This is a genomic window from Simplicispira piscis, assembly GCF_054783455.1.
Map to the genome: position 1 here is coordinate 102,136 of NZ_BAAGQN010000019.1, position 23,451 is coordinate 125,586.

At 63.7% G+C, this 23,451-nt stretch carries 20 protein-coding genes; 5 read left to right on the plus strand and 15 right to left on the minus strand.

Features of this window, described 5'->3' with window-relative positions; all coding sequences use genetic code 11:
• Window positions 1–302 precede the first annotated feature (302 nt).
• Together ACYVOC_RS15355 and ACYVOC_RS15360 are read left to right on the plus strand one after the other, a co-directional pair.
• Entirely contained in the window at window positions 303–941 is a 639-nt protein-coding gene (locus ACYVOC_RS15355; RefSeq protein ID WP_461162362.1) for a TetR/AcrR family transcriptional regulator, read from the plus strand.
• A gap of 21 nt (window positions 942–962) precedes the next feature.
• Window positions 963–2,594 (plus strand): AMP-binding protein, encoded by a 1,632-nt coding sequence (locus ACYVOC_RS15360; RefSeq protein WP_461162363.1) that lies wholly within the window; start codon window positions 963–965, stop codon window positions 2,592–2,594.
• 45 nt (window positions 2,595–2,639) lie between these two features.
• Here the strand turns inward: ACYVOC_RS15360 and ACYVOC_RS15365 are convergent, their stop codons facing one another.
• Window positions 2,640–2,900 carry a DUF3297 family protein gene (locus tag ACYVOC_RS15365; protein ID WP_461162364.1) on the minus strand — a complete coding sequence of 87 codons (261 nt, stop codon included), beginning with the start codon at window positions 2,898–2,900 and terminating at the stop codon, window positions 2,640–2,642.
• A 26-nt stretch (window positions 2,901–2,926) separates the two neighbouring features.
• On the minus strand, window positions 2,927–3,925 hold the full coding sequence (locus tag ACYVOC_RS15370; RefSeq protein WP_461162365.1) for a recombination-associated protein RdgC: 999 nt from the start codon (window positions 3,923–3,925) through the stop codon (window positions 2,927–2,929).
• A 294-nt stretch (window positions 3,926–4,219) separates the two neighbouring features.
• On the opposite strand from ACYVOC_RS15370, the gene ACYVOC_RS15375 reads away from it, so the two are divergent.
• Both ACYVOC_RS15375 and ACYVOC_RS15380 read left to right on the plus strand, forming a co-directional pair.
• Complete coding sequence (locus tag ACYVOC_RS15375) at window positions 4,220–4,726, plus strand: Spy/CpxP family protein refolding chaperone (protein ID WP_461162366.1); 507 nt, start codon at window positions 4,220–4,222, stop codon at window positions 4,724–4,726.
• Between the two features lie 79 nt (window positions 4,727–4,805).
• On the plus strand, window positions 4,806–5,372 hold the full coding sequence (locus ACYVOC_RS15380) for an acyloxyacyl hydrolase (protein WP_116005515.1): 567 nt from the start codon (window positions 4,806–4,808) through the stop codon (window positions 5,370–5,372).
• Between the two features lie 836 nt (window positions 5,373–6,208).
• Here ACYVOC_RS15380 and ACYVOC_RS15385 read toward each other — a convergent pair.
• From ACYVOC_RS15385 to ACYVOC_RS15405, 5 genes are all read right to left on the minus strand, one after another.
• Window positions 6,209–11,044, minus strand: coding sequence for an EAL domain-containing protein (locus tag ACYVOC_RS15385; RefSeq protein WP_116005514.1), 4,836 nt, complete (start codon window positions 11,042–11,044; stop codon window positions 6,209–6,211).
• Between the two features lie 183 nt (window positions 11,045–11,227).
• Window positions 11,228–12,331, minus strand: coding sequence for a 3-deoxy-7-phosphoheptulonate synthase (locus tag ACYVOC_RS15390; protein ID WP_116005513.1), 1,104 nt, complete (start codon window positions 12,329–12,331; stop codon window positions 11,228–11,230).
• Between the two features lie 130 nt (window positions 12,332–12,461).
• On the minus strand, window positions 12,462–12,938 hold the full coding sequence (locus tag ACYVOC_RS15395; RefSeq protein ID WP_461162372.1) for a C40 family peptidase: 477 nt from the start codon (window positions 12,936–12,938) through the stop codon (window positions 12,462–12,464).
• Between the two features lie 91 nt (window positions 12,939–13,029).
• Window positions 13,030–13,203, minus strand: a complete 174-nt coding sequence (locus ACYVOC_RS15400) for a LiaI-LiaF-like domain-containing protein (protein WP_461162367.1) — start codon at window positions 13,201–13,203, stop codon at window positions 13,030–13,032.
• Between the two features lie 32 nt (window positions 13,204–13,235).
• Window positions 13,236–13,817, minus strand: a complete 582-nt coding sequence (locus ACYVOC_RS15405) for an NnrU family protein (protein WP_461162368.1) — start codon at window positions 13,815–13,817, stop codon at window positions 13,236–13,238.
• A 147-nt stretch (window positions 13,818–13,964) separates the two neighbouring features.
• Between ACYVOC_RS15405 and ACYVOC_RS15410 the strand changes: the two genes are divergently transcribed.
• On the plus strand, window positions 13,965–14,660 hold the full coding sequence (locus tag ACYVOC_RS15410; protein ID WP_461162369.1) for a class I SAM-dependent methyltransferase: 696 nt from the start codon (window positions 13,965–13,967) through the stop codon (window positions 14,658–14,660).
• Here the strand turns inward: ACYVOC_RS15410 and ACYVOC_RS15415 are convergent.
• The 8 genes from ACYVOC_RS15415 to ACYVOC_RS15450 all read right to left on the minus strand — a co-directional run bounded on the left by ACYVOC_RS15415 (window position 14,642) and on the right by ACYVOC_RS15450 (window position 23,261).
• Window positions 14,642–15,271, minus strand: a complete 630-nt coding sequence (locus tag ACYVOC_RS15415) for a 3'-5' exonuclease (protein WP_116005509.1) — start codon at window positions 15,269–15,271, stop codon at window positions 14,642–14,644. The two genes, ACYVOC_RS15410 and ACYVOC_RS15415, sit on opposite strands and share 19 nt — an antisense overlap.
• Window positions 15,272–15,364: 93 nt before the next feature.
• Window positions 15,365–16,504 carry an extracellular catalytic domain type 1 short-chain-length polyhydroxyalkanoate depolymerase gene (locus ACYVOC_RS15420; RefSeq protein ID WP_233521186.1) on the minus strand — a complete coding sequence of 380 codons (1,140 nt, stop codon included), beginning with the start codon at window positions 16,502–16,504 and terminating at the stop codon, window positions 15,365–15,367.
• Window positions 16,501–16,929, minus strand: coding sequence for a CopG family transcriptional regulator (locus tag ACYVOC_RS15425; protein ID WP_116005508.1), 429 nt, complete (start codon window positions 16,927–16,929; stop codon window positions 16,501–16,503). The genes ACYVOC_RS15420 and ACYVOC_RS15425 overlap by 4 nt, the downstream gene beginning before the upstream one ends.
• Window positions 16,930–17,017: 88 nt before the next feature.
• Window positions 17,018–17,239, minus strand: a complete 222-nt coding sequence (locus ACYVOC_RS15430; protein WP_116005507.1) for a formate dehydrogenase subunit delta — start codon at window positions 17,237–17,239, stop codon at window positions 17,018–17,020.
• Window positions 17,229–18,107 (minus strand): formate dehydrogenase accessory sulfurtransferase FdhD, encoded by an 879-nt coding sequence (gene fdhD / locus ACYVOC_RS15435; protein ID WP_116005506.1) that lies wholly within the window; start codon window positions 18,105–18,107, stop codon window positions 17,229–17,231. Before fdhD ends, ACYVOC_RS15430 begins: the two co-directional genes overlap by 11 nt.
• Before the next feature lie 47 nt (window positions 18,108–18,154).
• Window positions 18,155–21,016 (minus strand): formate dehydrogenase subunit alpha, encoded by a 2,862-nt coding sequence (gene fdhF, locus ACYVOC_RS15440; protein ID WP_461162370.1) that lies wholly within the window; start codon window positions 21,014–21,016, stop codon window positions 18,155–18,157.
• Between the two features lie 197 nt (window positions 21,017–21,213).
• The gene (locus ACYVOC_RS15445) at window positions 21,214–22,761 is read right to left on the minus strand and encodes a formate dehydrogenase beta subunit (protein ID WP_116005504.1); all 1,548 of its coding nucleotides are present in this window, start codon (window positions 22,759–22,761) and stop codon (window positions 21,214–21,216) included.
• Window positions 22,758–23,261 (minus strand): formate dehydrogenase subunit gamma, encoded by a 504-nt coding sequence (locus ACYVOC_RS15450; protein WP_116005503.1) that lies wholly within the window; start codon window positions 23,259–23,261, stop codon window positions 22,758–22,760. The genes ACYVOC_RS15445 and ACYVOC_RS15450 overlap by 4 nt, the downstream gene beginning before the upstream one ends.
• Between the last annotated feature and the right edge of the window lie 190 nt (window positions 23,262–23,451).

Consider the following 23,451-nt stretch of genomic DNA (forward strand, 5'->3'; position numbering starts at 1 on the left):
ATCCGGATTGGCTTGCGCCCATTCCACGGCTAGGCGGATTTCACGAGGGGTTTCGTTGTTGATGGCATTGAGCCGCTCGGGACGGTTGAGCAGCAGCCTGGCGACCCGCGGATTGCGGATGTCTGCTTCGATCTGAAGGGTGGTGTATTGCGGCATTGATTGCCTCCTTGGGATGTTGTCGGAACTTGGCTGCACTCTCCCGCACCACGGCCAATGCCTTGGCGTAAGAATTAACAGTCAGTGTTGACTGTATTTTCAAATCAACTTACAGTCAACACTGACTGTTAAATTGCTAAACCTCCATGCAAAACAAAGAATTGCCCACCGAAGAACTGAACCAGCGCGAACAACAAAAGCAAGCCACGCGCGCGCGCATTCTCTCTGCGGCCATGGGGTGCCTGATGGATCTGGGCGTGGCGCGAACCACCACGCTGGAAGTGCAGCGGCGCGCAGAAGTCAGCCGTGGTGCGCTGCTGCACCACTTCCCCACGCACGCGGATTTGATGTGCGCAGTGATTGAAGCCATCGTGGCGCGCAATGAACAGGCCGTGTCCAAACGGCTGCGCCGCAAATCCAGCGGCAACGACCCGGTGGCGCGCGCCATTCACATCCTCGCCGACAGCATGAAAGAACCCTCTTTCCTGGCTGAGATCGAGCTATGGGTAGTGGCCCGCACCGACAGCGAACTGCGTGCTGCATTGGTGGCCGCTGAGCGCAAGGCACTGCGCGACCGCAAGCGCGTTCTGGACGAAATTTTTGCGCCGCTGAGAGAGGCACCTGCCTACGACCTGGTCGTCAACACCAGCCTGGAATTCGTGCGCGGTCTGGCCATCTCGGGCATCTTGCGCAGCAATCCCGAATCCACCACTGCCTTGGTGCAGCAATGGATCTGGGCAATCAAGCAACTGCTTGCACTCGATCCCAACCGTTCCAACCCATGACTGGATAAAAAGGAGAAAACCATGGTCCAACCCGCAACACCGCTGCTGCATTCGTACTGGCCTGCGGACAGTTCGCGCCCCTTGCTGGAAAAAACCGAGGGCCAAGCCTTGCGCGAGGCTGCACAGAACGCGCCCGGCACATGGGCCATGGTGGAAAAACTACCCACCAGTTGGCCGTCACTCACCGGAGCCGAGAGCACGCGGCGGCGCTGGACCTACGCAGATCTCTACCAGGACGCCGTGACGTGCGCGCACTGGTTGCTGCAACGTTTCGAGCCAGGCCAGCACATCTGCGTGTGGGCTCCAAATGTTCCCGAATGGGTGGTACTGCAGTACGGTGCTTCGCTGGCGGGCTTGGTGTTGGTCACGGCCAATCCGGCATTGCGCAGCCAAGAGCTGGAGTACGTGCTGGAGAAGCCACGCGCCAGCGCGTTGTTTCACATCGATCAGTTCCGAGGCTCCGACATGGCGTCCATGGTTAACGCCTTGGCCCGTCCTGGACTTACAGTGGTGTCGTTGACCGGTTGGCTCGCACAAGTACGCGCATGCTCGGCCACCGCAGTTCTGCCAACGGTAGACCCACGCGGACCAGCGCAGATCCAATACACCTCCGGCACCACAGGAAACCCCAAAGGCGCGCTGCTGCACCACATGGGGCTGGTGACCAACGCCAGCTACATTGCCGCACGCGCCAGGCAGGGGCAGGAGGTTTACATCTGCCCCATGCCGTTATTCCACACCGCTGGTTCGGTGATGAGCGTGCTGGGCTGTGTGAACACCTTGTCCACCCTGGTGCTGGTAGCGGTGTTCGATCCCGATCTCGTGCTTCAGGCGATTGAAGACGAGCGCGGCACCCGCATGGGTGCGGTGCCCACGATGTTGCTGGCCATGCTGGAGCAACGCAAGGCTAAAAACTACGATATTTCCAGCCTGACTCTGGCCATGTCCGGCGGTGCCCCGGTCCCCGTGGCATTGACCGAGCGGGTGCGCAATGAACTCGGCTGCGACCTCGTCACGGTTTTCGGTCAAACGGAACTTAGTCCCATCATCTGCCAAACTTCCCCCGAGGACAGCAAGGAAGACAAGGCAAACACCGCAGGCAGACCCCTGTGGAACGTAGAGGTGCGCATCGTTGACACCAGCGGCACGGTGCTACCGATTGGTCAGGAGGGGGAAATCCAGGCCCGTGGCTACCAGACCATGATCGAATACTTCGAACAACCCGATGCAACGCAGCAGACACTCCTCGAAGATGGATGGCTACGCACAGGTGACCTCGGTACCATGGACGAACGCGGCTATTGCAAGGTTACCGGCCGCCTCAAGGACATGATCATCCGTGGAGGCGAGAACATTTACCCCGTCCAGGTCGAAACCGTCCTCATGAAGCACGAGGCCGTAGCCGACGCAGCGGTATTCGGCGTACCCGACGCCCACTGGGGCGAGCAGGTGGCCGCAGCCATCCGCTTCCGCCAAGGTGCTGCCCCCTGCACCGCAGAACAACTCAAACAGCATTGCCGCCAACACATCGCGCCCCACAAGGCCCCTGAACACTGGTTTGTGTGTGACGCGTTCCCGCTGACCGGCTCAGGCAAAGTGCAGAAATTCCGCCTCAAAAACTGGATTAACGAAGGCGATTTGTGCAAACTCTGAAAACGCACTCGCGTGCGGGCAGTAAACCCAAGCCGGCGGCCCTCATCATTTATAGAAAATCTCGACCACGCCCTTGAGCGTGATCATCAGCGGCTTGCCCTTGCGGTCCACTGTCTTGGGCGAAGGCACCTTCACCCAGCCTTCGCTGACGCAGTATTCCTCCACGTCGAAGCGTTCCTTGCCGTTGATGCGGATGCCGATGTCGTGGTCGAACACGGCGCGGACATGGTGGGGGCTGCGCGGGTCCACCGAGAGGCGGTCGGGCAGTGCGGGGCGGTCGGTGGCGGCTGTTGTGGCTTCGGTCACGGAAATTTTCCTGTCGGTCAAGGGGGTCAGAACGGCGCTGAATCGGGGTCGGTATCCACCGGCGCCGTGGCCGGTCCGGTCACGGTGTGGTTGGGGTCGGATGCCACCACAGCCATGGCGGCGCTGGCAATACCGCTCTCGGCCTCGCCGCCCAGCGCCTCGATGAGGTCGGGGATGAGCTTGCTCAGCTCACCCGTGGCAATGGCCACGTCGGTGTCAAAACCGCCGTCGTCTGCAGCCTTGTCCTCGAACACGGTGTCCAGAAAGGACACCTTCTTGAGCTGCAGCCCCTCGGTGAGCATGAACGACACGCGGTCGTCCCAGGTCAGCGCCAGCTTGGTGGGCAGCTTGCCCGCCGCAATGTGCGCCTGCACTTCCTCGATGTCGAGCGGGTGGCGCGCATAGCGCACCACGGCTTTTTCCTCGTCGGCGCTTTTCAGTTCGCACTCTCGGTCTACCGTAAATCCCACCGGCGGTTCCTGCTCCTTGAGCCAATGCGACATGGCAGCCTGGGGTGAAGTCTGCGTGTTCAGCAGTGCCACGGCAAAACCGGGCGGCAGCAACTCAACCAGGCTGCTGACCACCTCGTCGGCACGCGCCTGGCTGGAAGTATCGAGCACCAAGGTGCGCGCCGTGCAATCAATCCACACCCACATCGAACCCTGCTTGGTGAAGGCCATGGGCAGCAAATCGAGCTTGGCTTCTTCCTTGAGCTCCTTGCTCTCCTTCTTGCCGGGCTTGCGGCCTGTTTCCTGCTCGATGCGCTCGGCTTTTTCCTGCACACGGCGCGCCAAGACAGAGCCCGGCAGCACCTTGGCTTCGACCATGAAGCGCAGCACCCATTGCCCGCCCACCGATTCGACCAATGGCCCATGCAGCTCACCACGCGGCGGCACAAACCCCGCCGAACGCTCCTGCGTGGCACCACACTCCATGAAAACAGCCTTGCCCAAGGCTTCTTCCACCTGCTCCAGCCCCACCTGCCACTGCGGCGCGATGCGGTACACGATCATGTTCTTAAACAACGGAAACCCTTTACTTCAACAGTGAAACACCCACAGACTGCCATTGTCGGCCCTGACCATTAACAACTGGCTTGGTGCCATCCACATAAAACTACACATTTGATAGCTGCTTGCGCAATGCAGAAAAGCGATAGCGGCCATTTTTATCCAAAATATACAAGCTTGTGATCCACAGGCACAGACACAACTTTACATAGCATCACCCGACCTGCATCGCGGCGTTACACAGACAGAACATAGTTGATTCCAAGCCTGCACAACCGTACGGGCGCAACACCCTGAAAGGAATCCACCATGGCTCACTTCTCCCGCCGTCTGGCCGCCGCCACCTTCATTGCCGCCCTGGCCTTGCCGGTCCTGGCCCAAACCGCAGCCCCCGTGGCTGCTGGCGAAAACAGTGCCACAGCCACCAGCACACCCAGCGCCACCCAACAGCGCCAGGCACGCGACCCGGCACGCATGCAGCAACGCATGCAAAAACGCATGGACCAACTCAAAGCCCAGTTGAAACTGGCCCCGGCCCAGGAAGGTGCCTGGACCGATTTCACCAAAGCCATGCAAACCCGTATGCAGCCCAACGGCAACCAGCGCCAGGAAATGGCCGCGCTGACCACCCCTGAGCGCATCGACCGCATGCGCGCACTGCGCACCGAGCGCATGGCGGAAGCAGACCGCCGTGGCGAAGCCACCAAGGCCTTCTACGCCACGCTCACCCCCGAGCAGCAGAAGACCTTTGACGCACATACCCACCGCCAGCACCGCAAAGACGGCCACCGCGGCGGCCACCACGGCATGCACTGACCTCCAAAAACCGGGCGCAAAAACATGGGCAAAGTTACACTGGTACACACCCAACCTCTTGCCCGTGGAAGGACCGCCCATGTCTTTCGCCCTTGTTCTGCAACGCACTTTCACCGCCCTGGCCCTGGGCTCAGCCGGTTTGGCCCTGCACGCCCAAACCGTATTGCCACTGGAAACGCGCAGCCTGTACCTGCAAGCGGGCACTGACCAGCAAAGCACCCGCGCCTGGACCCTGGGCCTGACCCTGCCCTGGGTCGGCTGGCAGCGCTCGTGGTGGGGTGGGGTGTGGCAAGGCCACTGGGATCTGTATGCCAGCCAGTGGACATCGGACGGCTACACAGGCCGGGTGCACAGCACCGTGCTCGGCATCGGCCCCGCGCTGCGCCTGCGGCCTGATGGCGGCCATGGCCCCTGGTTTGTCGAAGGGGGCATGGGCGCCAGTTACGCCAGCCCGCGCTTTGTCACGCGCTACAAGGAAATGAGTACCCGCTTGAACTTTGTGTCGCACCTGGCCGTCGGTTTTAACCACGGAGAGGAGCACCAGCACGAATGGCAGCTGCGCCTGCAGCACAGCTCCAACGGCGGTATCAAAAAACCCAACCCCGGGCAGAACTACCTGCAGCTGCGCTACGCCCTGCATTTCTGACACGGGCGGTAGTGCCACGGCCTCCATTGCAGAAGGCCGAACCCTCTTTTACGAACGACTCCATACCCGTGGGATAGGCCATGCGCCGCGGTCGTTCAAGCGCCTTGTGGACAAGTCTGTGCAAATTGCTGGCACAAGTGGTCAGTTATCCACAGCCGCAGACCCATCGGGTAAGTTGTTCATCTCCGACCACGCCCCAAAGACCCCGCCGCCCACATACTTTGAGGCCGTGTAAATGCTTGTCCCTCAAGGAAAAAAGCAACTTGTTCACAAAAAAAGGCAGGCTCTACTACTACTGCTATTGAATTAAAGATACCTAAGAGAACAACACGAGTCCAGCCCCTTTTCTTGCGCCGGGATCAATCCGCTGATCTTGGGTGGTGGTCGCTGATTGAAAGCTGTATTCCCTGTTTTTTGACGGCGCAAACACCTTTGCCTGCCGCTGGAAGGCCTTGAAAAGCAAAACACAGGGGTCAGGGTACAAAACCGTTCGGCAGGGCTTCTAGCTTCGCTGGCTTGATCAACGGTTGCAGCCGATGACCCGAACCCTTTTTCCCGCCGTGCAGCCGTCCGGGACAAACCGGTGGATAAAAAAGGCATAACCTTCCTCTTGTCCACAGTCTGCAGGCCCGCCCGTTTTTTATCCCCATTTCAGAAGCACCAAACGGCAGGGCTTGCGCACAGTCATCGCAATGGTGCAAGTGCTTGCCGCAGCACAAGAAAACCGGCTTGTCCACAGACCAGCGCCGGGCTTACTACTACTACTATGTATTTATAGAAGAAAGAAAGAAAACAGGCCGCGCCCCTTGCCTGTCCCGGGTTCGGTCTGCGCGGGATCAGTTCCTGGGCAGGCGCAGCAGCCGCTCCAGCGTGCTCGATGCCATGGGCTTGCCGAACAAATAGCCCTGGAAGGCCATACAACCTGCCTTGAGCAGCAGTTCGTGCTGTTCTGCGGTCTCCACCCCTTCGGCGATCACTTCCAGCCCCAGGCTGCGGCTGAGCGCGATGATGGTTTCGACGATGGCGGCATCGTTCGGGTCGGTCAACAGGTCACGCACAAAGCTCTGATCAATTTTGAGCTGCTGCAGGGGCATGCGCTTGAGGTAGCTCAGGCTGGAATAGCCGGTGCCAAAATCGTCCAGGGCAAAAAGCACCCCCAGCTGGCGCAGCGCCGTCATGGTCGAAATGGCATCGTCCATGTCTTCCACCAGCAGGCTTTCGGTCAGTTCCAGCTTGAGCAGGTGGGCCGGTGCTTCGTTGAATGCCAGGGCACGGGCCACATCGTCCACAAAACTGTTGTTGCGAAACTGGCGTGAACTGACGTTGACGGCCATGGTCAAGTGGCACAGCTGTGCGTCGCTTTTCCACTGTGCCAGCAGTTTGCAGGCCGAATGCAGCACCCAGCGCCCCAGTGTCAGGATAAGACCGGTTTCTTCCGCCAACGGAATGAACTCTGCCGGCGAGACCAGACCGCGCTCAGGGTGCTGCCAGCGCACCAAGGCTTCCACGCCCACGTAGCGGTTGGCGTTGTTGACCTGGGGCTGGAAGTACAGGATGAACTGGTTGTGCGATAGCGCTGTGCGCAGGTCGGCCTCCAGCGCAGCGCGGGCGGTGACCACGGCCTGCATTTGCGGGTTGTAGAAACGCAAGGTACTTCGGCCTGCCGTCTTGGCCTGGTACATGGCCAGGTCGGCCTGCTTGAGCAGGTCGAGCACGCTGGTTTGCGTGCCCAGGAAAGGGGCCACGCCAATGCTGGGCGTGCTGCGGTACTGGTAACCGGCCAGCGCATAGGGCACCGAGAGCGCAGCGAGCACTTTTTCGCCCACGCGGCGCGCCTCCAGGGCCAGGCCTTCGGGGTCGGTGCCCAGGCCTTCGAGCATCACCACGAATTCGTCGCCACCGAGCCGCGCCACGGTGTCGACACTGCGCACGCTGGCGTTGAGGCGCTGGGCCACCTGCTGCAGCAGCAAATCGCCCTTGTCATGGCCCAGGGTGTCGTTGAGGGTTTTGAAGTTGTCCAGGTCAATGAACAGCAGGGCGCCCCCCAAATGGTGGCGCTGTGCGTTGCCCAGGGCCTGTTGCATGCGATCGAGCAGCAGCATGCGGTTGGGCAGGCCGGTCAGGGTGTCGTAGAACGCCAGGCGCTGGATTTCGCGGTCAGTGGCCTTGCGCTGGCGGATGTCGGTGTTGATCTCCAGGATGGAGCCCGGTTCGCGGTCCTGGCCGGGCACCAGTGTCCAGCGCCCTTCCATATCAATCGCCTGGCCGCTATGGTCGTACTGCACGATTTCACCGGCCCATTCGCCCTTGTCCAGCACGGCACGGGTCGCATTTTTGAATTCACCCGGGTCGCGGTACAGCAGCGTTTCGATGGGTTGGCCCAGGGCTTCCAGCCGGGGCCAGCCGTACAGGCGTTCGGCACTTTTGTTCCAGAAAGTGATGCGGTTCTTCAGGTCACGCACCACGATGGCGTCTTGCGCCTTGTCCAGGAGCGAGGCCTGGTGGCGGATATGGGCATCGGCGCTCTGGCGTTCAATTTCTGCCGAGGCGCGCGTGGCAAAAATTTGCAGCGTGCTGGCGACAAAATCGGCCTGCGTCAGCCGCTGGCGGAACAGTACAAAAATCACCCCCGTGGGGTTGCCTGCACTGTCATACAGCTGTTGTCCGGCATAGCCCTCGGCCTGCAGTTTTCCCACGATGGGCGACAGGGGGTATTGCGCGGCGAGGTCATGGGTCACCACATGCTGGCGTTGAGAGAGCAAAGCCATGCTGGGCGTGTGCTCCATTTCGTAGTCGACGTTGGGCACCAGGGTGTCGTTGACGACCAGTGCGAGGGTCATCAGGCGTTGTTTTTCCCCTTCATGGCAGGGCAGCAACCGACCCACGCAGCCCACTTGGGCTCCCAGGGCCTCCGCCATGTTGCGCGCCAGCTGCACAAAAAATTCGGTGCCGGTCGAGGCAGACACCGCCGCCGCCATTTTCAGGACGGAAGCCTGTAACTGCTGCTGCTCCTTGCGGGCGCGCAGGCTCATGATGCCAAAAGCCAGGTCATTGGCCAGCTCTTGCAGCAGGATGCTTTCCTCTGGCCCGATGTGCAGCACTTCAGGGGCGTACAGGTAGAGCAGACCAAAGGTGTGTTGTGCTGCGTGCAGCGGCAATGCAATCACGCCATGAAAGCCCAGGTCGTGCATGCGCTCGGCCAGGCCGGAAAATGAAGGATCTGTGTGCACATCGCGCACGATGACGGGCAGCCCGGTGCGCACGGTGGTGCCAGCCGGACCCAGGCCTTGCGGAGTGTCTTCTGACCAGGAGAGATTCAGCGTTTGCAGGTAGTCCGTATGGTCGCCGGCATGGGCCACGATTTCGATGGTTTTTCGCGCATCGTCGTGCGCAAAACCCACCCAGCCGAGCTCGTAGCCGCCAATCTCCACCACGATGCGGCAGACGGACTGCAGTAACGCCATTTCGGAGGTTGCGCGCACCAGGGTTTCGTTGCAACTGCTGAGCATGTGGCGGGCGCGTGCCATGCGGGCGAGTTCGCGCTGTGCGCGCAAGCGCTCGGTCACGTTGGTTGCCATCACCTGGCGCGCCGCAATGCCATTGAAAATAATGCCGCGCGAGGAAACCTCGATGTCCATCACCTCACCATTCTTCTTGCGATGGCGGTAGAGCACATTGTTGCGCGGGGCATCGTGCGGCATGGCCTGCATTTCGCCGTACAGACGCTGACGGTCCTGTGGTAACCACAGGTCGTGCATACCCATGCGCAAAAACTGTTCTTCGGTGTAGCCGTAGAGTTCTTGCATGGCCTGGTTGACGGCCAGAATGCGCAGGCTTTCGTCCTTCACATACACCCAGATGGGTTGGGGATGTGCATCAAACAGGTGTCTGTATTGCTGCTCCGACGCCCGAAGTTGCGCGGCCACCTGGCGCAACTGCACCATGGCACCCAGCGATTCCGAAAGAATCTGTAAATGTGCCAGGTCGCGCTGGTTGAAAACGCCGGTGTGCTCTGATGTGGCCTTGAGTGCGCCCACCACCTCGCCATTCACACGCAGCGGCACAGCCAATGCTGCACGCACCCCCGTGCGCTGGTAGGCGCTGCCCATTTCCCAGCCCTCGGCTGCGAGGTCGTTGCACAGCACCGGCTGGCCCGATTGCAGGTCGGACCACAACAGGCTGTCTTGCAGCGGCAGTGCCGTTCCAACGGGGCGCACCATCTGGCCCGCAGAAGCCCGCGACACCAGGGCATCGCCTTCTAGCATTTCCACCAGAGCGCCACTGGCGCCACTGGCTTTCTGCGCGGCCTGCGCCACCAGCATCAGCACTTCGGGCAGGGCCATGTCCAGGGATGAAATGCGTTGCTGCACATGCACCAGTTCGGCGTGCGTGTGGGCTTCGCGCTGCACCTCCAGTTCACCTTCCTTGCGCGTACTGATGTTGGCCATGCCACCCACCATGCGCAGGGATCTGCCTTGTGCATCGCGGGTGATGAAACCCCTGTCCAGAATCCACAGGTAGTGCCCGCCGCTGTGCTGAATGCGGTATTCGCCGCGCCAATGGGTTGCCGTTCCGGTGACTGCCGCACGCAGTGATTGGGCGATACGTTCGCGGTCTTCAGGGTGCAGCAGGCGGACAAAATCTTCGGGAGTGGAAAAGTCCTGTTCCAGTGGAATGCCCAGCATGGTCTGCAGGCTCCCGCCCCACCATATGCGGTTGGTTCGGAAATCCCAGTCCCACAGCGTGTCGGACGTTGCTTGGGCGATCAGTTGGAAGCGCTCTTCACTCAGGCGCAGGGCGGTTTCAGCCTGGTGCTGCTCCGTAATGTCCTGGAAAGCACCTTGCACGCGCAGGGCCCGGTTGTGCCGGTTGCGCACGGCTTGTCCAACGATGCGCAACCACAGCATCGATTCCGGAGACAGCTGTACCAGCACTTCGGCGTCAATGGGCTGGCCGTCCCGCACGCAGGCATGGAAGGCCTGCTGCAGAGCGCTGCGGTAGGGCTCCTTCACCAGGTCCAGCGCTTGTTGTGTCGTCCGGACCTTGTGCGCCAGGCCGTAGGGCGCCGCGATGTCCTGCGACCACGACAGCTGCTGGTCGGGCAGTTCGATGGACCAGCCCCCTACTTTGGCCATGTGCCCGGCCACGCGCAGGGTTTTGGCCTGTTCCAGCAAACGCACGCGGGTGTTCTTGCGCTCGTTCGCCATCGACGTGAGTTGTTGCTGTTGCTGGTGCAGTTCGATGTGTGCCAGCGCCAGACGGGCCAGTGCCTGCAGCGCTTGCAGTGGATCGGTCGTGGCGCTGCGCTCACGGGTGTCCATCACTGCCAGTGTGCCCAGGGTCTGCCCTTTGCGGTCCACCAGTGGAGTGCAGGCATAAAAACGGATACGGGGCGCCCCTTGAACCAGAGGGTGCTGGCCGAGCACTGGATGCTCTGCGGCGTTTTGCACCACGATTGCAGCGCTTTCGTTCTCTGCGCGGTGGGTGCAGAACGTCTCCAGCAGGTCGGCATGCGGGGCTGACAGACCGACCGAGGCTTTGAAGGGCGGGTGCACACCGTCCCTGCAGCGCAACACGGCCATGGGTGCGTCAAAAACATGGGTCGCCAGCAGCGCGATCTGTTCCAGCGTTTCCAGCCGGGCACAGTCCAGGGGCGCTGCGGAACCGGTCATGGCTGGTTCCGCTCCATGACAGTTGGCGCAGCGACTCTTGGCAGGAAGGGCGACCCGTGAAAGCGCATCAGCAAAAGGCGAGAAGGTAGCGCAGCGCGTGCGAAACAGAGACTATTGCGCCATGCTACACCGTTGTCACGCAATGTGTCAGGGTGTTTCCAGCGCCACCCACCGCAACACGCTTTAGCCGCCAGCGCGCCGCGTCCGCACGGCGCAGGCCAGGTTTTGCAGCACTGGCACCGTCTGCGCCAGGCTGATGCAGGCGTCGGTCACGGACACGCCATGCTGCAAAGGCTGGCCAGGCACGATGTCCTGGCGGCCCTCCTGCAGGTGGCTCTCGATCATCAGCCCGGTGATGCGTGCATCGCCTGTGGCGATTTGCTGTGCCACCTCGGCAGCCACCGTGATCTGGCGCTGGTGCTGTTTGCTGCTGTTGGCGTGCGACACGTCGATCATCACCTGCTCGCGCAGGCCCGATGCGCGCAGCAGTGCACACGCGGCCTCCACATCGGCAGCGCTGTAGTTGGGGTGCTTGCCGCCGCGCAGGATGACATGGCAATCCTGGTTGCCGCGCGTCTCGAAAATCGCGGCCTGGCCCATCTTCGTCATGCCCATGAAAGCGTGCGAGGCCTGGGCCGCCTGGATGGCATCGGCCGCCACCTTCACACCGCCGTCGGTGCCGTTCTTGAAGCCCACAGGGCACGACAGACCGCTGGCCAGCTGGCGGTGGCTCTGGCTTTCGGTGGTGCGCGCACCAATGGCGCCCCAGCTCACCAGGTCGCTGATGAACTGCGGCGAGAGCAGGTCGAGAAACTCGGTGCCCACCGGCAGGCCCAGCGCCAGCACATCCAGCAGCAGCTGGCGCGCCATCTCCAGCCCTTCGTTGATGGCAAAACTGCCGTCCAGGTGCGGGTCGTTGATGTAGCCCTTCCAGCCCACGGTGGTGCGGGGCTTCTCGAAATAAACGCGCATCACCACCAGCAGGTCGTTTGCATGGGTATCGGCCAGGGCTTTGAGCGCGCGTGCATATTCCATGGCCTGGCCATGGTCGTGGATGGAGCAGGGCCCCACCACCACGATGAGCCGGTCGTCTAGGCCCTGCAGCACGCGCGAGAGGGCGACGCGGCTGCCCTCCACCAGCGCCTGGGCAGCGTCGGGGGCGGGCAGCCATTCCTGCAGAAGCGCGGGGGTGATCAGGGGTCGCACGGCTTTGATGCGGGTGTCGTCAATGCGGGTAGTGTCCAGGGTGGACAGAGGGGTGTCGGGGCGATGGGCATGGGTGGTCATGCCCCCGATTGTCGCGCGGCCGCGGCGCGCGTCGGCCTGCCTCGAATTTCAGTGATCTATTGCGCTGCAAAACACCCACAGCGCATGCGATTGGCGCGGCCCAGCCCAGCGACGCAAGGGGTGTTTCACTTCAAGGCCGCCGGAACGACGGATTCTGGCGTGACCAGTGGCGCGACTGCAACTGGTCCAGCCGCACGTCGCCGCCGCTCGAAGGCGCATGCACAAAACGCCCTTCGCCCACATAGATACCGGCATGCGTGGGCCTGCGGCCCTTGCCAAACACCACCAGGTCTCCGGTGCGCAACTCGCCTGCATCCACAGGCTGGCCCCAGTCGTTCAGTTGTGCGACGGTGCGCGGGGGTGCCGTGCCCACGCGGTGGCGGTACACATAGCCAATCAGGCCGCTGCAGTCAAAACCGGTGTCGGGGGTGTTGCCGCCATAGCGGTAGGGCGTGCCCACCAGGCCCAGTGCGTGGATGGCAATGTCGTGCGCCTGCTCGTCCGACAGCTGCGCGGCCCGGGTGGGTGCGGGGCGGTACGGCGGCGTGGTGCTGCAGCCGCTTAGCAACAGGGCACAAACGAGTACCAGGCCTTGCAGGGCCCGCATCCGGGCGTGCGGTGGGGGCATGGGAAAATACATCAAAAGTGCTTCTGGCGATTGATGGATAAGCGGTAACAGCTATTAAATCAAGAGCATTCTATTTCTTCAACCGGTCTGGCGTAAGAAACAGGCCCACGCCCACCGCAATCAGAATGAGCGGCCACCAGGTGCGCAGCAGTTCGCGCAGGCTGATGTCGATCACGCCCAGGTTGGTCAGCAGCATGAAGCCGCCCGCCAGGATCAGCACAATGGCTGCAATATTGCCGCGCATGGAGAAACTCCTCAAGGTTGAGTGTTGATAGCTTACCGGCCCATGGGCGAGACACCGATCAGCAGCGCATGGCCCCAGAAGGCAAACGCCGCCCAGGCCACCAGGCCCAGCACCACCGTCATGGCCGTACCGGCCAGCGTGCCACTGGGGTAGGCGGTGCCCTGGGCGCGGTCGCGCAGGCGGGCGGCGCGAAAGTCCAGCACGGCCCACAGCAAAAAGCCGCCAAACAACAGCACATCGGCCAGGTTGCCGTTGGACAGCAGGTGCGCCAGTGCCCATACCTTCACCGAGAGCACCATGGGGTGGTGCAGACGGGCCTTGAAGGTATTGCGTGGAACATAAGCGGCGACCAGCAGGATGAAGGCCGCCAGTGTCAGCAGCGAGGCCGCATGGCGCATGGCCACGGGCGGCGACCACAGCAGCACGGGGTCCTGGCGTGCCAGGCCGTAGCCCCACACGATAAAGATCAGGCCAGCAAACGAGAGCAGCGAATACAGTCCTTTCCAGCGGCCTTCGCCCAGGCGCTCCCGCATGCGCGTGCGCCAGCCGTCGGCCACGATGCGCACGGAATGCACGCCGAGAAAAAGAACCAGTCCAAGGATCAGCAACGACATGGGGGGAAACCTTTGCAGTGGGTAGAGGCGGCCCATTATCGGCAGATGGCGCAAGGCGTGCAGCCTTGCTGCGCAGTGCACGCGCATAATGGCCGCCCACCCCGCACCCCTCCGAAGCCACTCAAGCAGGCTTCGCACCCCCCCACCATGCCCGGCTATGAAACCAAGCAAGAGAGCATTGCCGTGGCGGGCGTGGACAACCTGCATATTCGCTCCCTGCTCGACCGCCAGCAGTTCGCCGACCCGCTGGGCCTGGCCGAGCGCCTGGGCATCTCGTCGGCCACCTGGCCTTTGTTTGGCTTGCTCTGGCCTTCGGGCGGGCAGCTGGCCACGCGCCTGGCGCAGCGCACCGTGCGGTTGGGCGAACGGGTGCTGGAGATGGGCTGCGGCCTGGCCCTGCCCAGCCTGGTGGCGCACCGCCTGGGCATGGACATCACCGCCAGCGACAGCCACCCGCTGACCGCGCGTTTTTTGCGCAACAACCTGCGCCTCAATGGTCTGGCTCCCATGAAATACCGGCATGGCGCGTGGGACGCTGCCGAATCCAGCGCCGGGTTTGGCGCCCACTCCACCACCTTGCGTGGGCGTTACGACCTGCTCGTTGGCAGCGACCTGCTGTACGACCGTGACGCCAGCATGGCGCTGGCAGGCTTCATTGGTCGCCATGCACAGGCCGACGCCGAGGTGTGGATCGTGGACCCCGACCGCGGGAACCGGCCAGCCTTTTCACGGCAGATGCTGGCCATGGGTTTTGCCCTGACGGAGCGGCGGCTCGATACCGCTGCCACCGCGCACCGCCCCCTGTACAAAGGCCGCCTGCTGGTCTATCGCCGCACGGCTTGAGCGGCGCCGTGCTGGGCCATAAAGCCCGGCAGCCGTGCCTTGGCGCAGGCCTGCAGCGCCATCAGAAAATCATGCCCCGGCGCGGCCACGCCCCAGCGCTCACCCAGGTCTTGCTGGATGCGCAGCAGCAGCGCGGCCGTCACCTGCGCATCGGCCAGCGCCCGGTGCGCGCGGCCCGCGCTGGGCAGGCGGTGAAAGCGCGCCAGCGTGCCCAACTGGTGGTTGGGCGCATCCGGGTAGAGGCGGCGCGAGAGCCGCACCGTGCAGGCAAAAGGCTGCTCCGCTGCACACCCGGCACGTGCCAGTTCGGCTTGCCAGAAGCCCCGGTCAAACGGGGCGTTGTGGGCCACCAGCGGCGTGTCGCCCACAAAGCGGCTGGCCTGCGCCATGACCTCTTCGGCGGGGGGCGCTTGCGAAACCATGGCGTTGGTGATGCCGGTGAGCTGGGTGATGAAGGGCGGCACCCACACCCCACCGTTCATCAGGCTCTGGTAACTGTCCACCACCACGCCGTGCTCGACGATCACGATGGCCACCTCGGTCGCGCGCGCACCCTGGCCGGGCGAACTGCCCGTGGTTTCAAAATCGATAACGGCGATGCGATCTGGCACGAGCGTGTGGAAAGATTGATAAAAATGGTTGCTAACGCTTATCTATCAAGCGCTGGTAGCTATTGAATATAGAGCAAAACCAGCGCTCATCGGTCAAAGACTGCTTTTGTCCACCCGTGGGCGCTCCATGAAGAAGCGCAGCATCTCCTGTGAGGCATTCACCCCCGTGGCGCTGGCGTGGCTGCCGCGTGCATCACCGCCGGACCAGGCGTGGCCTGCGCCGTGCAGCAGCCAGTGTTCGGCCTGTACGGTCTTTGTGTCCGAAGAACGAACAAGGGTTCGTGTGTAGCGCTGCCCATCTCCGCTGTGGCCGGATTGGGTTTCTGTCATTCCACGGAGCACCGCAGCGCCGAGCAGCTGCTCGCCGTTGCGTGGGTGCACGGTGGTGTCGCGGTCGCCATGGAAGACGATGAGTGGCACGGCAGGGTCGCCACCACCCTGCGTGCCGGGCGCATCCCCCTTGGCTCCACTTCTCATTGCCGAGAGTGCGCCCATCATGTTGTGTGCCGCCCCGGCCGCCAGCCCTGAATGCACGCCGACCGCAGCAAACACCTCTGGGTACTCGCGCGCCAGCACTGCCGCCATGGCACCGCCTGCGGAAAGCCCGGCCACATAAGCGCGCCGCGGGTCCACCGCCTCGGTCGCCATCACATGCCCAAGCATGGCCAGCAGCAAGGCAGGCTCTCCTGCCCCGGCGCGTTGATCTTCGGGGCGAAACCAGTTCCAACAGCCGTTGTGGTTTGCTGCGCGCTGCTGCGTGGGGTAGAGCACCAGTGCGCCCGTCCGCTCCGCTTGGGCATTCATGCGCGTGCCTTGGGCGAAATCTTGAGCGTCCTGTGTGCAGCCGTGCAGCATCAGAATGACAGCGCGACCGGCGGGCGGCGCGGCGCTCGCTGGCACGTACAAATGAAACGGGTGATCGGCGCCGCCATGCCGAAACGCGACGCTGGAGAAGCGCGCACGCCCTTGCGTGTGGGCCGGAGCACGTGGCCACACCTGTGCCGTTGAGGTGGCACGAATGTCGTCCACGTCCTCGATGTCGCTGCGGTTAAAGCGCGCCGCGGCGGTGTGGGGGCCGCTTGCGGGCTCGGCGCGCTCAGCACCGCCGTGCAAACCCTTCATCAGCAGGCTACTGGCGCGTTGCAACTCACCACGGCGCACCAGCGCCAACGCCTCGGCCATGGACGCGGGCAATACAGGGGCGCCGCGCTGCGCAAAGGGAAGTCCGTTCATGTTTGCATCCTCCCGCGCAAGGCGGATTTGACTTCGGCACTCGCCTGAAAAGCCCCCAGCACGGTCAGCGAAGCAATGGTGGCGCTGGCCAGGTCCGCACTCACATCGGCCTCGATCACGGCCAGGCCCAGCACGCGAATGTCCAGCGCCTCACCGGCGCGGCGCACCGCCTCAAGCTCGGCGCGGCCAAAGCGCTGCAAGCCCAGAACCAGCGCTTTGCGCGTGACGACTTGCCGCACGGCTTCTTGTTGCGCAGCGAGCTGGTTACGGATGGCGGTGCGGATGAAATCCGTGCGGTTGCTGTAAAAGCCCTCGGCCACCAGCAAATCAATGTGGCCCAGGTCCACGTAGCCGAGGTTGACGGTGACTTTTTCGTTATCGGGTACGCGCAGCTTGGGTGCGTCTGTGGGAGAGATTTCGCTCATTTAACTCCATAAACCATCTAAATGGATGGTGTGTGGAGTATATACCGGATGAAAGCGCCAGAACGATTGGGATTTTTTTGGGCCGCTCTTATTCCAATAGGGCCCGGTGCGCCTGCACCGATTGCAGCACCAGCGGGTGCAGCCCCGCGCCGCCGGCGTCCACATGGGCCAGAAAGCGCTGGCGCATGCGCGGCACCCAGAACTTGCGGATGTGCTGGGCGATGCCTTCGAGCGCTTCGGCGCGGTTGGGCATGGCACCAAAAAAATCGGCAATCTGGTTGGCCATCTTGACCAGGGGATCAGTGTGCATGGGGTGTGGTTTCGTTCAAAGGGGACGTGGCCAGCGGGGCCCAGCCCAGGCGTTCGGGGCGGCAGTACACCACCAGGTCTTGCTGGCGTGCAAAGCCCACCAGGGTGAGACCGGCGCGCTCGGCGGTGGTCACGGCAAACGACGTGGGGGCCGACACGGCGGCCAGCAGGGGCACACCGGCAGCGGCGGTTTTTTGCACCATTTCAAAGCTGGCGCGGCTGGTGACGGCGATGAAGCCCTGCGCCGCGTTCACCCCGTTCAGCGCCAGGGCGCCGATGAGCTTGTCGAGCGCGTTGTGGCGGCCCACGTCCTCGCGCAGCCAGCGCACCTCGCCGCCCGCGCTGCACCAGGCGGCCGCGTGCACGGCGCCCGTGGCCTGTTGCAGGGTTTGCAGCTCACAGAACTGCGACATGGCGCGGGCAATGGCGGCGCGGTCGAGTGGGCCTGTTTCGGCCATCGATGGCAGGGGCGGCAGCGTGCGCGCCACATGGGCCAGGCTTTCGGTGCCGCACAGACCGCAGCCGGTGCGGCCCGTCATGGAGCGGCGGCGCTCTTTGAGGCGCGCAAACGCCCCGGCCGCGACCGACAGGTGCAGCGTGATGCCCAGCGCGGAGGCTTCTTCCTCCACGCCATAGAGCTCGCTGGCGTCCGACAGGATGCCCTCGCTGAGCGAAAAACCCAGTGCGAAATCGGCCAGATCGAGCGGCGTGGCCAGCATCACGGTGTGCGAGATGCCGTTGTATTCCAGCGCCACGGGCACCTCATCGGCCACCCAGTCGTCCACGCTGTAGTCGTTGCCGCCGCGCACGCCGCGCACGGGCAGCGCACGCGCGCCTTCGCAGAAGGCAACCGTCTGTGGTGGGGGCATCAGGGGGCGGTGTGTTTTGCGTCGTTGCATGGGGGGTCTCTGCCTCATTATTCCTGTGCTGCCCCAACCGTGCGCGCGGCCAGCAATTGCTGCTGCACCTGGTCAAAGCGCTGGTGCTCCTTTTGCCAGGCCGAGGGCTGCATCACCGGCATCACCTGCACGGCCGTCACCTTGTACTCGGGGCAATTGGTGGCCCAGTCGGAGTTGTCGGTGGTGATCACGTTGGCGCCCGATTCGGGGAAGTGGAAAGTGGTGTAGACCACGCCCGGCTGCATGCGCGCAGACACCTCGGCGCGCAGCACGGTCTCGCCCGCGCGGCTCTGGATGCCGACCCAGTCGCCGTTGCGGATGCCGCGCTCCTCGGCGTCGTGCGGGTGGATCTCCAGCAGGTCTTCGTGGTGCCACAACACGTTGTCGGTGCGCCGCGTCTGCGCGCCCACGTTGTACTGCGACAGGATGCGTCCGGTGGTCAGCAGCAGCGGAAACCGCCGCGTGACCTTCTCGTCGGTCGCCACATACTGCGTGACCATGAAACGCCCCTTGCCGCGCACAAACTGGTCCACGTGCATGGTCACCGTGCCTTCAGGTGGCGTGTGCTCGTTGCAGGGCCACTGCACGCTGCCCAGCGCGTCGAGCTTGGTGTAGTTCACGCCGGAAAAGCTGGGTGTGAGCGCGGCGATCTCGTCCATGATCTGCGACGGGTGCGTATACGGCATCTCATACCCCAGCGCACGCGCCAGCAGCACCGTCACCTCCCAGTCGGCATAGCCGCCCAGCGGCGCCATGACCTTGCGCACGCGCGAGATGCGGCGCTCGGAGTTGGTGAAGGTGCCGTCTTTTTCAAGGAACGACGAGCCCGGCAAAAATACATGCGCGTACTTGGCGGTTTCGTTCAGGAAGATGTCCTGCACCACGATGCAGTCCATCGCCATCAGCGCGGCGGCCACATGCTGGGTGTTGGGGTCGGACTGCGCGATGTCCTCGCCCTGGCAATACAGGCCCTTGAATTCGCCCGCCATGGCGGCGTCGAACATGTTGGGAATGCGCAGGCCCGGCTCGGGGTCGATGGCGACACCCCAGGCGGCCTCGAAGGCGCCGCGCACCGTGCTGTCCGACACATGGCGGTAGCCCGGCAGCTCGTGCGGAAAGGCGCCCATGTCGCACGAGCCCTGCACGTTGTTCTGCCCACGCAGCGGGTTCACGCCCACACCCTCGCGGCCCACGTTGCCGGTGGCCATGGCTAGGTTGGCAATGCCGATGACCATGGTCGAACCCTGGCTGTGTTCGGTCACGCCCAGGCCGTAATAGATGGCGGCATTGCCTGCCGTGGCATACAGGCGGGCGGCGCCGCGCACATCAAAGGCGGGCACGCCGGTGATAGCCTCGGTGGCTTCGGGCGAATGTTCGGGTTGCGCCACAAAAGCGCGCCAGTCGTTGAACGACTGGGTGTCGCAGCGCTCGGCCACAAAAGCCTCATCCACCAGGCCTTCGGTGACCACCACATGCGCCAGTGCTGTAATGAGGGCCACGTTGGTGCCGGGCTTGAGCGGCAGGTGGTGCGTGGCGTGCACGTGGGGTGACTTGACCAGATCGATACGGCGCGGGTCGGCCACGATGAGTTGGGCGCCCTGGCGCAGGCGCTTTTTCATGCGCGAGCCGAATACCGGGTGCCCGTCGGTCGGGTTGGCGCCAATCACCATGATGACGTCGGCCTTCTCCACCGACTGGAAGGTCTGCGTGCCGGCCGAGGTGCCCAGCGTTACGCCCAGGCCATAGCCGGTAGGCGAGTGGCACACGCGCGCACAGGTGTCCACGTTGTTGTTGCCAAAGGCAGCGCGCACCATTTTCTGCACCAGATAGCCCTCCTCGTTGGTGCAGCGCGACGACACCAGGCCGCCAATCGAATCCTTGCCATGCTTGGCCTGGATGCGGCGAAACGCACCCGCCGCGTGCGCCAGGGCTTCTTCCCAGCCCACCTCACGCCACGGGTCGGTGATTTTTTCGCGCACCATGGGGGTGGTGATGCGGTCCTTGTGCGTGGCGTAGCCCCAGGCAAAACGGCCCTTCACACAGGAATGGCCTTCGTTGGCCTTGCCGTCTTTCCACGGCACCATGCGGATGACTTCGCTGCCCTTCATCTCGGCTTTGAAGCCGCAGCCCACGCCGCAATACGCGCAGGTGGTGATCACGCTGTGCTCGGGCTGGCCGAGCAGGATGACCTTCTTTTCTTCCAGCGTGGCCGTGGGGCAGGCCTGCACGCAGGCGCCGCAGCTCACGCAGTCCGACTCCATGAAGCTGCCGCCCTGCCCCGCCGTGACACGCGATTCAAAGCCGCGCCCGGTGATGGTCAGCGCAAAAGTGCCCTGGGTTTCTTCACACGCGCGCACGCAGCGGTTGCACACAATGCATTTGGCCGGGTCGTAGGTGAAGTACGGGTTGGACTCGTCCTTTGGGTTGTCGAAGTGGTTGGCGCCCTCAAACCCGTAGCGCACGTTGCGCAGGCCCACCACACCGGCCTGGGTCTGCAGCTCGCAGTCGCCGTTGGAGGCGCAGGTCAGGCAGTCGAGCGGGTGGTCGGAGATATACAGCTCCATCACGCCCTTGCGCAGGTCTTGCAGCTTGGGCGTTTGGGTGCGTACCTTCATGCCGGGCTCGGCCGGGGTGGTGCACGAGGCCGGGTAGCCCTTGCGCCCTTCAATTTCAACGAGGCACAGGCGGCACGAGCCAAAGGGCTCCAGGCTGTCGGTGGCGCACAGTTTGGGCACCTGGATGCCCGCGTCCACGGCGGCGCGCATGAGCGAGGTGCCGCGCGGCACGGTGACCTGGGCGCCGTCGATCTCCAGCGTGACAAGTTCGGCCGATGTGCTGGCGGGCGTGCCGTAGTCGATTTCAGTGTGTTGGCTCAGCATGGGTGTCCTCTCAGATCACGTTCTCAGTTTTTGCACGGTGCGTTGCAGCGCCGCCGATGCATGGCACCGACGCGGCCCCCCACCAGGGCTCCCGCGCAAGGGCCGCCCCGCCGCGCTGGGAGCGTTCCCCTGCCCGCAGCGCGCAGCGCTGCGAGAGCGGGGGGAAGGAGTGAAGCGACATAGGGGGGTGTTTCATTTCAGTCCGGCGCGGCAAGACCGAAGTCCTGCGGGAAATGTTTCAGGGCCGAAGTGACGGGAATCGGCGTCATGCTGCCCATGGCGCACAGCGAGCCGTGCACCATGGTGTCGCACAGGTCGCGCAAAAGCGCCACCTGCTGCGGGCGCTGCTGGTTGGCGCGGATCTTGTCGATCACCTCCACGCCGCGCGTCGAGCCGATGCGGCACGGCGTGCATTTGCCGCACGATTCGAGCGCGCAAAACTCCATGGCGTAGCGCGCCAGCTGCGACAGGTTGGCGGTGTCGTCGTGCACCACGATGCCGCCGTGGCCAATGCCTGCGCCGATGGCGGCGTAGGCTTCATAGTCGAGCGGAATGTCCCACTGCGATTCGGGCAGATAAGCGCCCAGCGGCCCGCCCACCTGCACCGCCTTGATCGGCCGACCCGTGGCCGAGCCGCCGCCGTAGTCATACAGCAGCTCGCGCAGTGTCAGGCCAAAGGCCGTCTCCACCAGCCCGCCATGTTTGACGTTGCCCGCCAGCTGAAACGGCAGCGTGCCATGCGAGCGGCCCACGCCAAAGTCGCGGTAAAACGGCGCGCCCCGCGCCAGGATGATGGGCACGCTGGCCAGCGTGATGACGTTGTTGATGACGGTGGGCTGCCCAAACAAACCGGCCAGTGCAGGCAGCGGCGGCTTGGCGCGCACGATGCCGCGTTTGCCCTCGATGCTCTCTAACAACGCGGTTTCTTCGCCGCACACGTACGAGCCCGCGCCCTTGCGCACCTGCAGGTGAAACGCCTTGCCCGAGCCGAGCACATTGGTGCCCAAAAAGCCGCCCGCTTCGGCCAGCGCAATCGCGGCGTTGAGCGTGGCGATGGCGTGTGGGTATTCCGAGCGCACATAGACATAGCCCTGCGTGGCGCCCACGGCCAGCGCTGCAATCGCCATGCCTTCGATCAGCATGAAGGGGTCGCCCTCCATGGTCATGCGGTCCGAGAAGGTGCCCGAGTCGCCCTCGTCGGCATTGCAGACGATGTACTTTTGCACTGCCTGCGCGCCCGCCACCGTCTTCCACTTGATACCCGCCGGAAACGCCGCACCGCCGCGCCCGCGCAGGCCCGACTCGATCAGCGTCTGCACGATGGCTTCGGGGGGCATGGCGATGGCGTTGCGCAGGCCGTCAAAGCCGCCATAGGCCTGGTAGTCGGCCAGCGAGCGCGGGTCGGTCATGCCCATGCGCGCAAAGGTCAGGCGCTGCTGGCGCGCCAGGTAAGGAATAGCGCCGGTCGGCCCATGGCACAGCGGGTGCGCGCCGCCCGTGGCCAGGCCGGCGTCGAACAGCCCCGCCACATCGCTGGGGGCCACTGGGCCATAGGCCACGCGCCCGGCGGGGGTGGCCACTTCGACCAGGGGTTCGAGCCAGAACAGGCCGCGCGAACCGTTGCGCACGATGTGTACATCCAGGCCCCGCGCTGCCGCTTCTTGTGCGATGCATTGGGCCACCGCGTCGGCACCCACGGCCAGCGCGGCCGAGTCGCAGGGAACATAAACGGTGACAACGCTCATGCGGCCTCCCGTGCCTGCGCCACCAGCGCGTCCAACTTGTGCGGTGTCATGCGCGCGTGTGCCTGCCCATCCACCGTGATGGCGGGCGACGAGGCGCATAGGCCCAGGCAGTAGGCGGGTTCGACCGTGAAGGCGCCGTCGCCCGACTGCGCGTGCAGCCCGCAGCCCAGGTGCTGGCGTGCGTGCGCCAGCAGCGCCTCGGCACCCATCGCCTGGCAGGCCTCTGCCCGGCAGACCTGCACCGTGTGCGGCGTCGGCGGGCTGCTGCGAAAGTGGTGGTAGTAGCTGATGACGCCATGCACCTCGGCGCGCGAGAGGTTCAGCGCGTCGGCAATCATGGGTACGGCGTCGGGCGGCACGTAGCCCAGCGTGTCCTGCAGCGCATGCAGGATGGGCAGCAGTGCGCCGGGTTCGCTGGCCAGCCGTGCCAGCACGTCCTGCACCGCGCTGTCCACGCTGGGCCGCGGGGCGGCGGAGTGGTGGATGGGGCTCGTCGTCATCGTGGGAATCCTGTGTTGTCTTTGGATCATTGCTTCAAAAAAGAGAGCTGGTAGCGCTTTTTGTGTATGGGTTTTGAATACTTTTTTCTTCAAAATTCAATCAAATCAGGCGCTGGCAGCTATCAAATTTGCTTGATTAGCAAGAAGTCTCAGGCTGTCTAAGTTGCGAGATAGCGATAGGTGGTGTGAG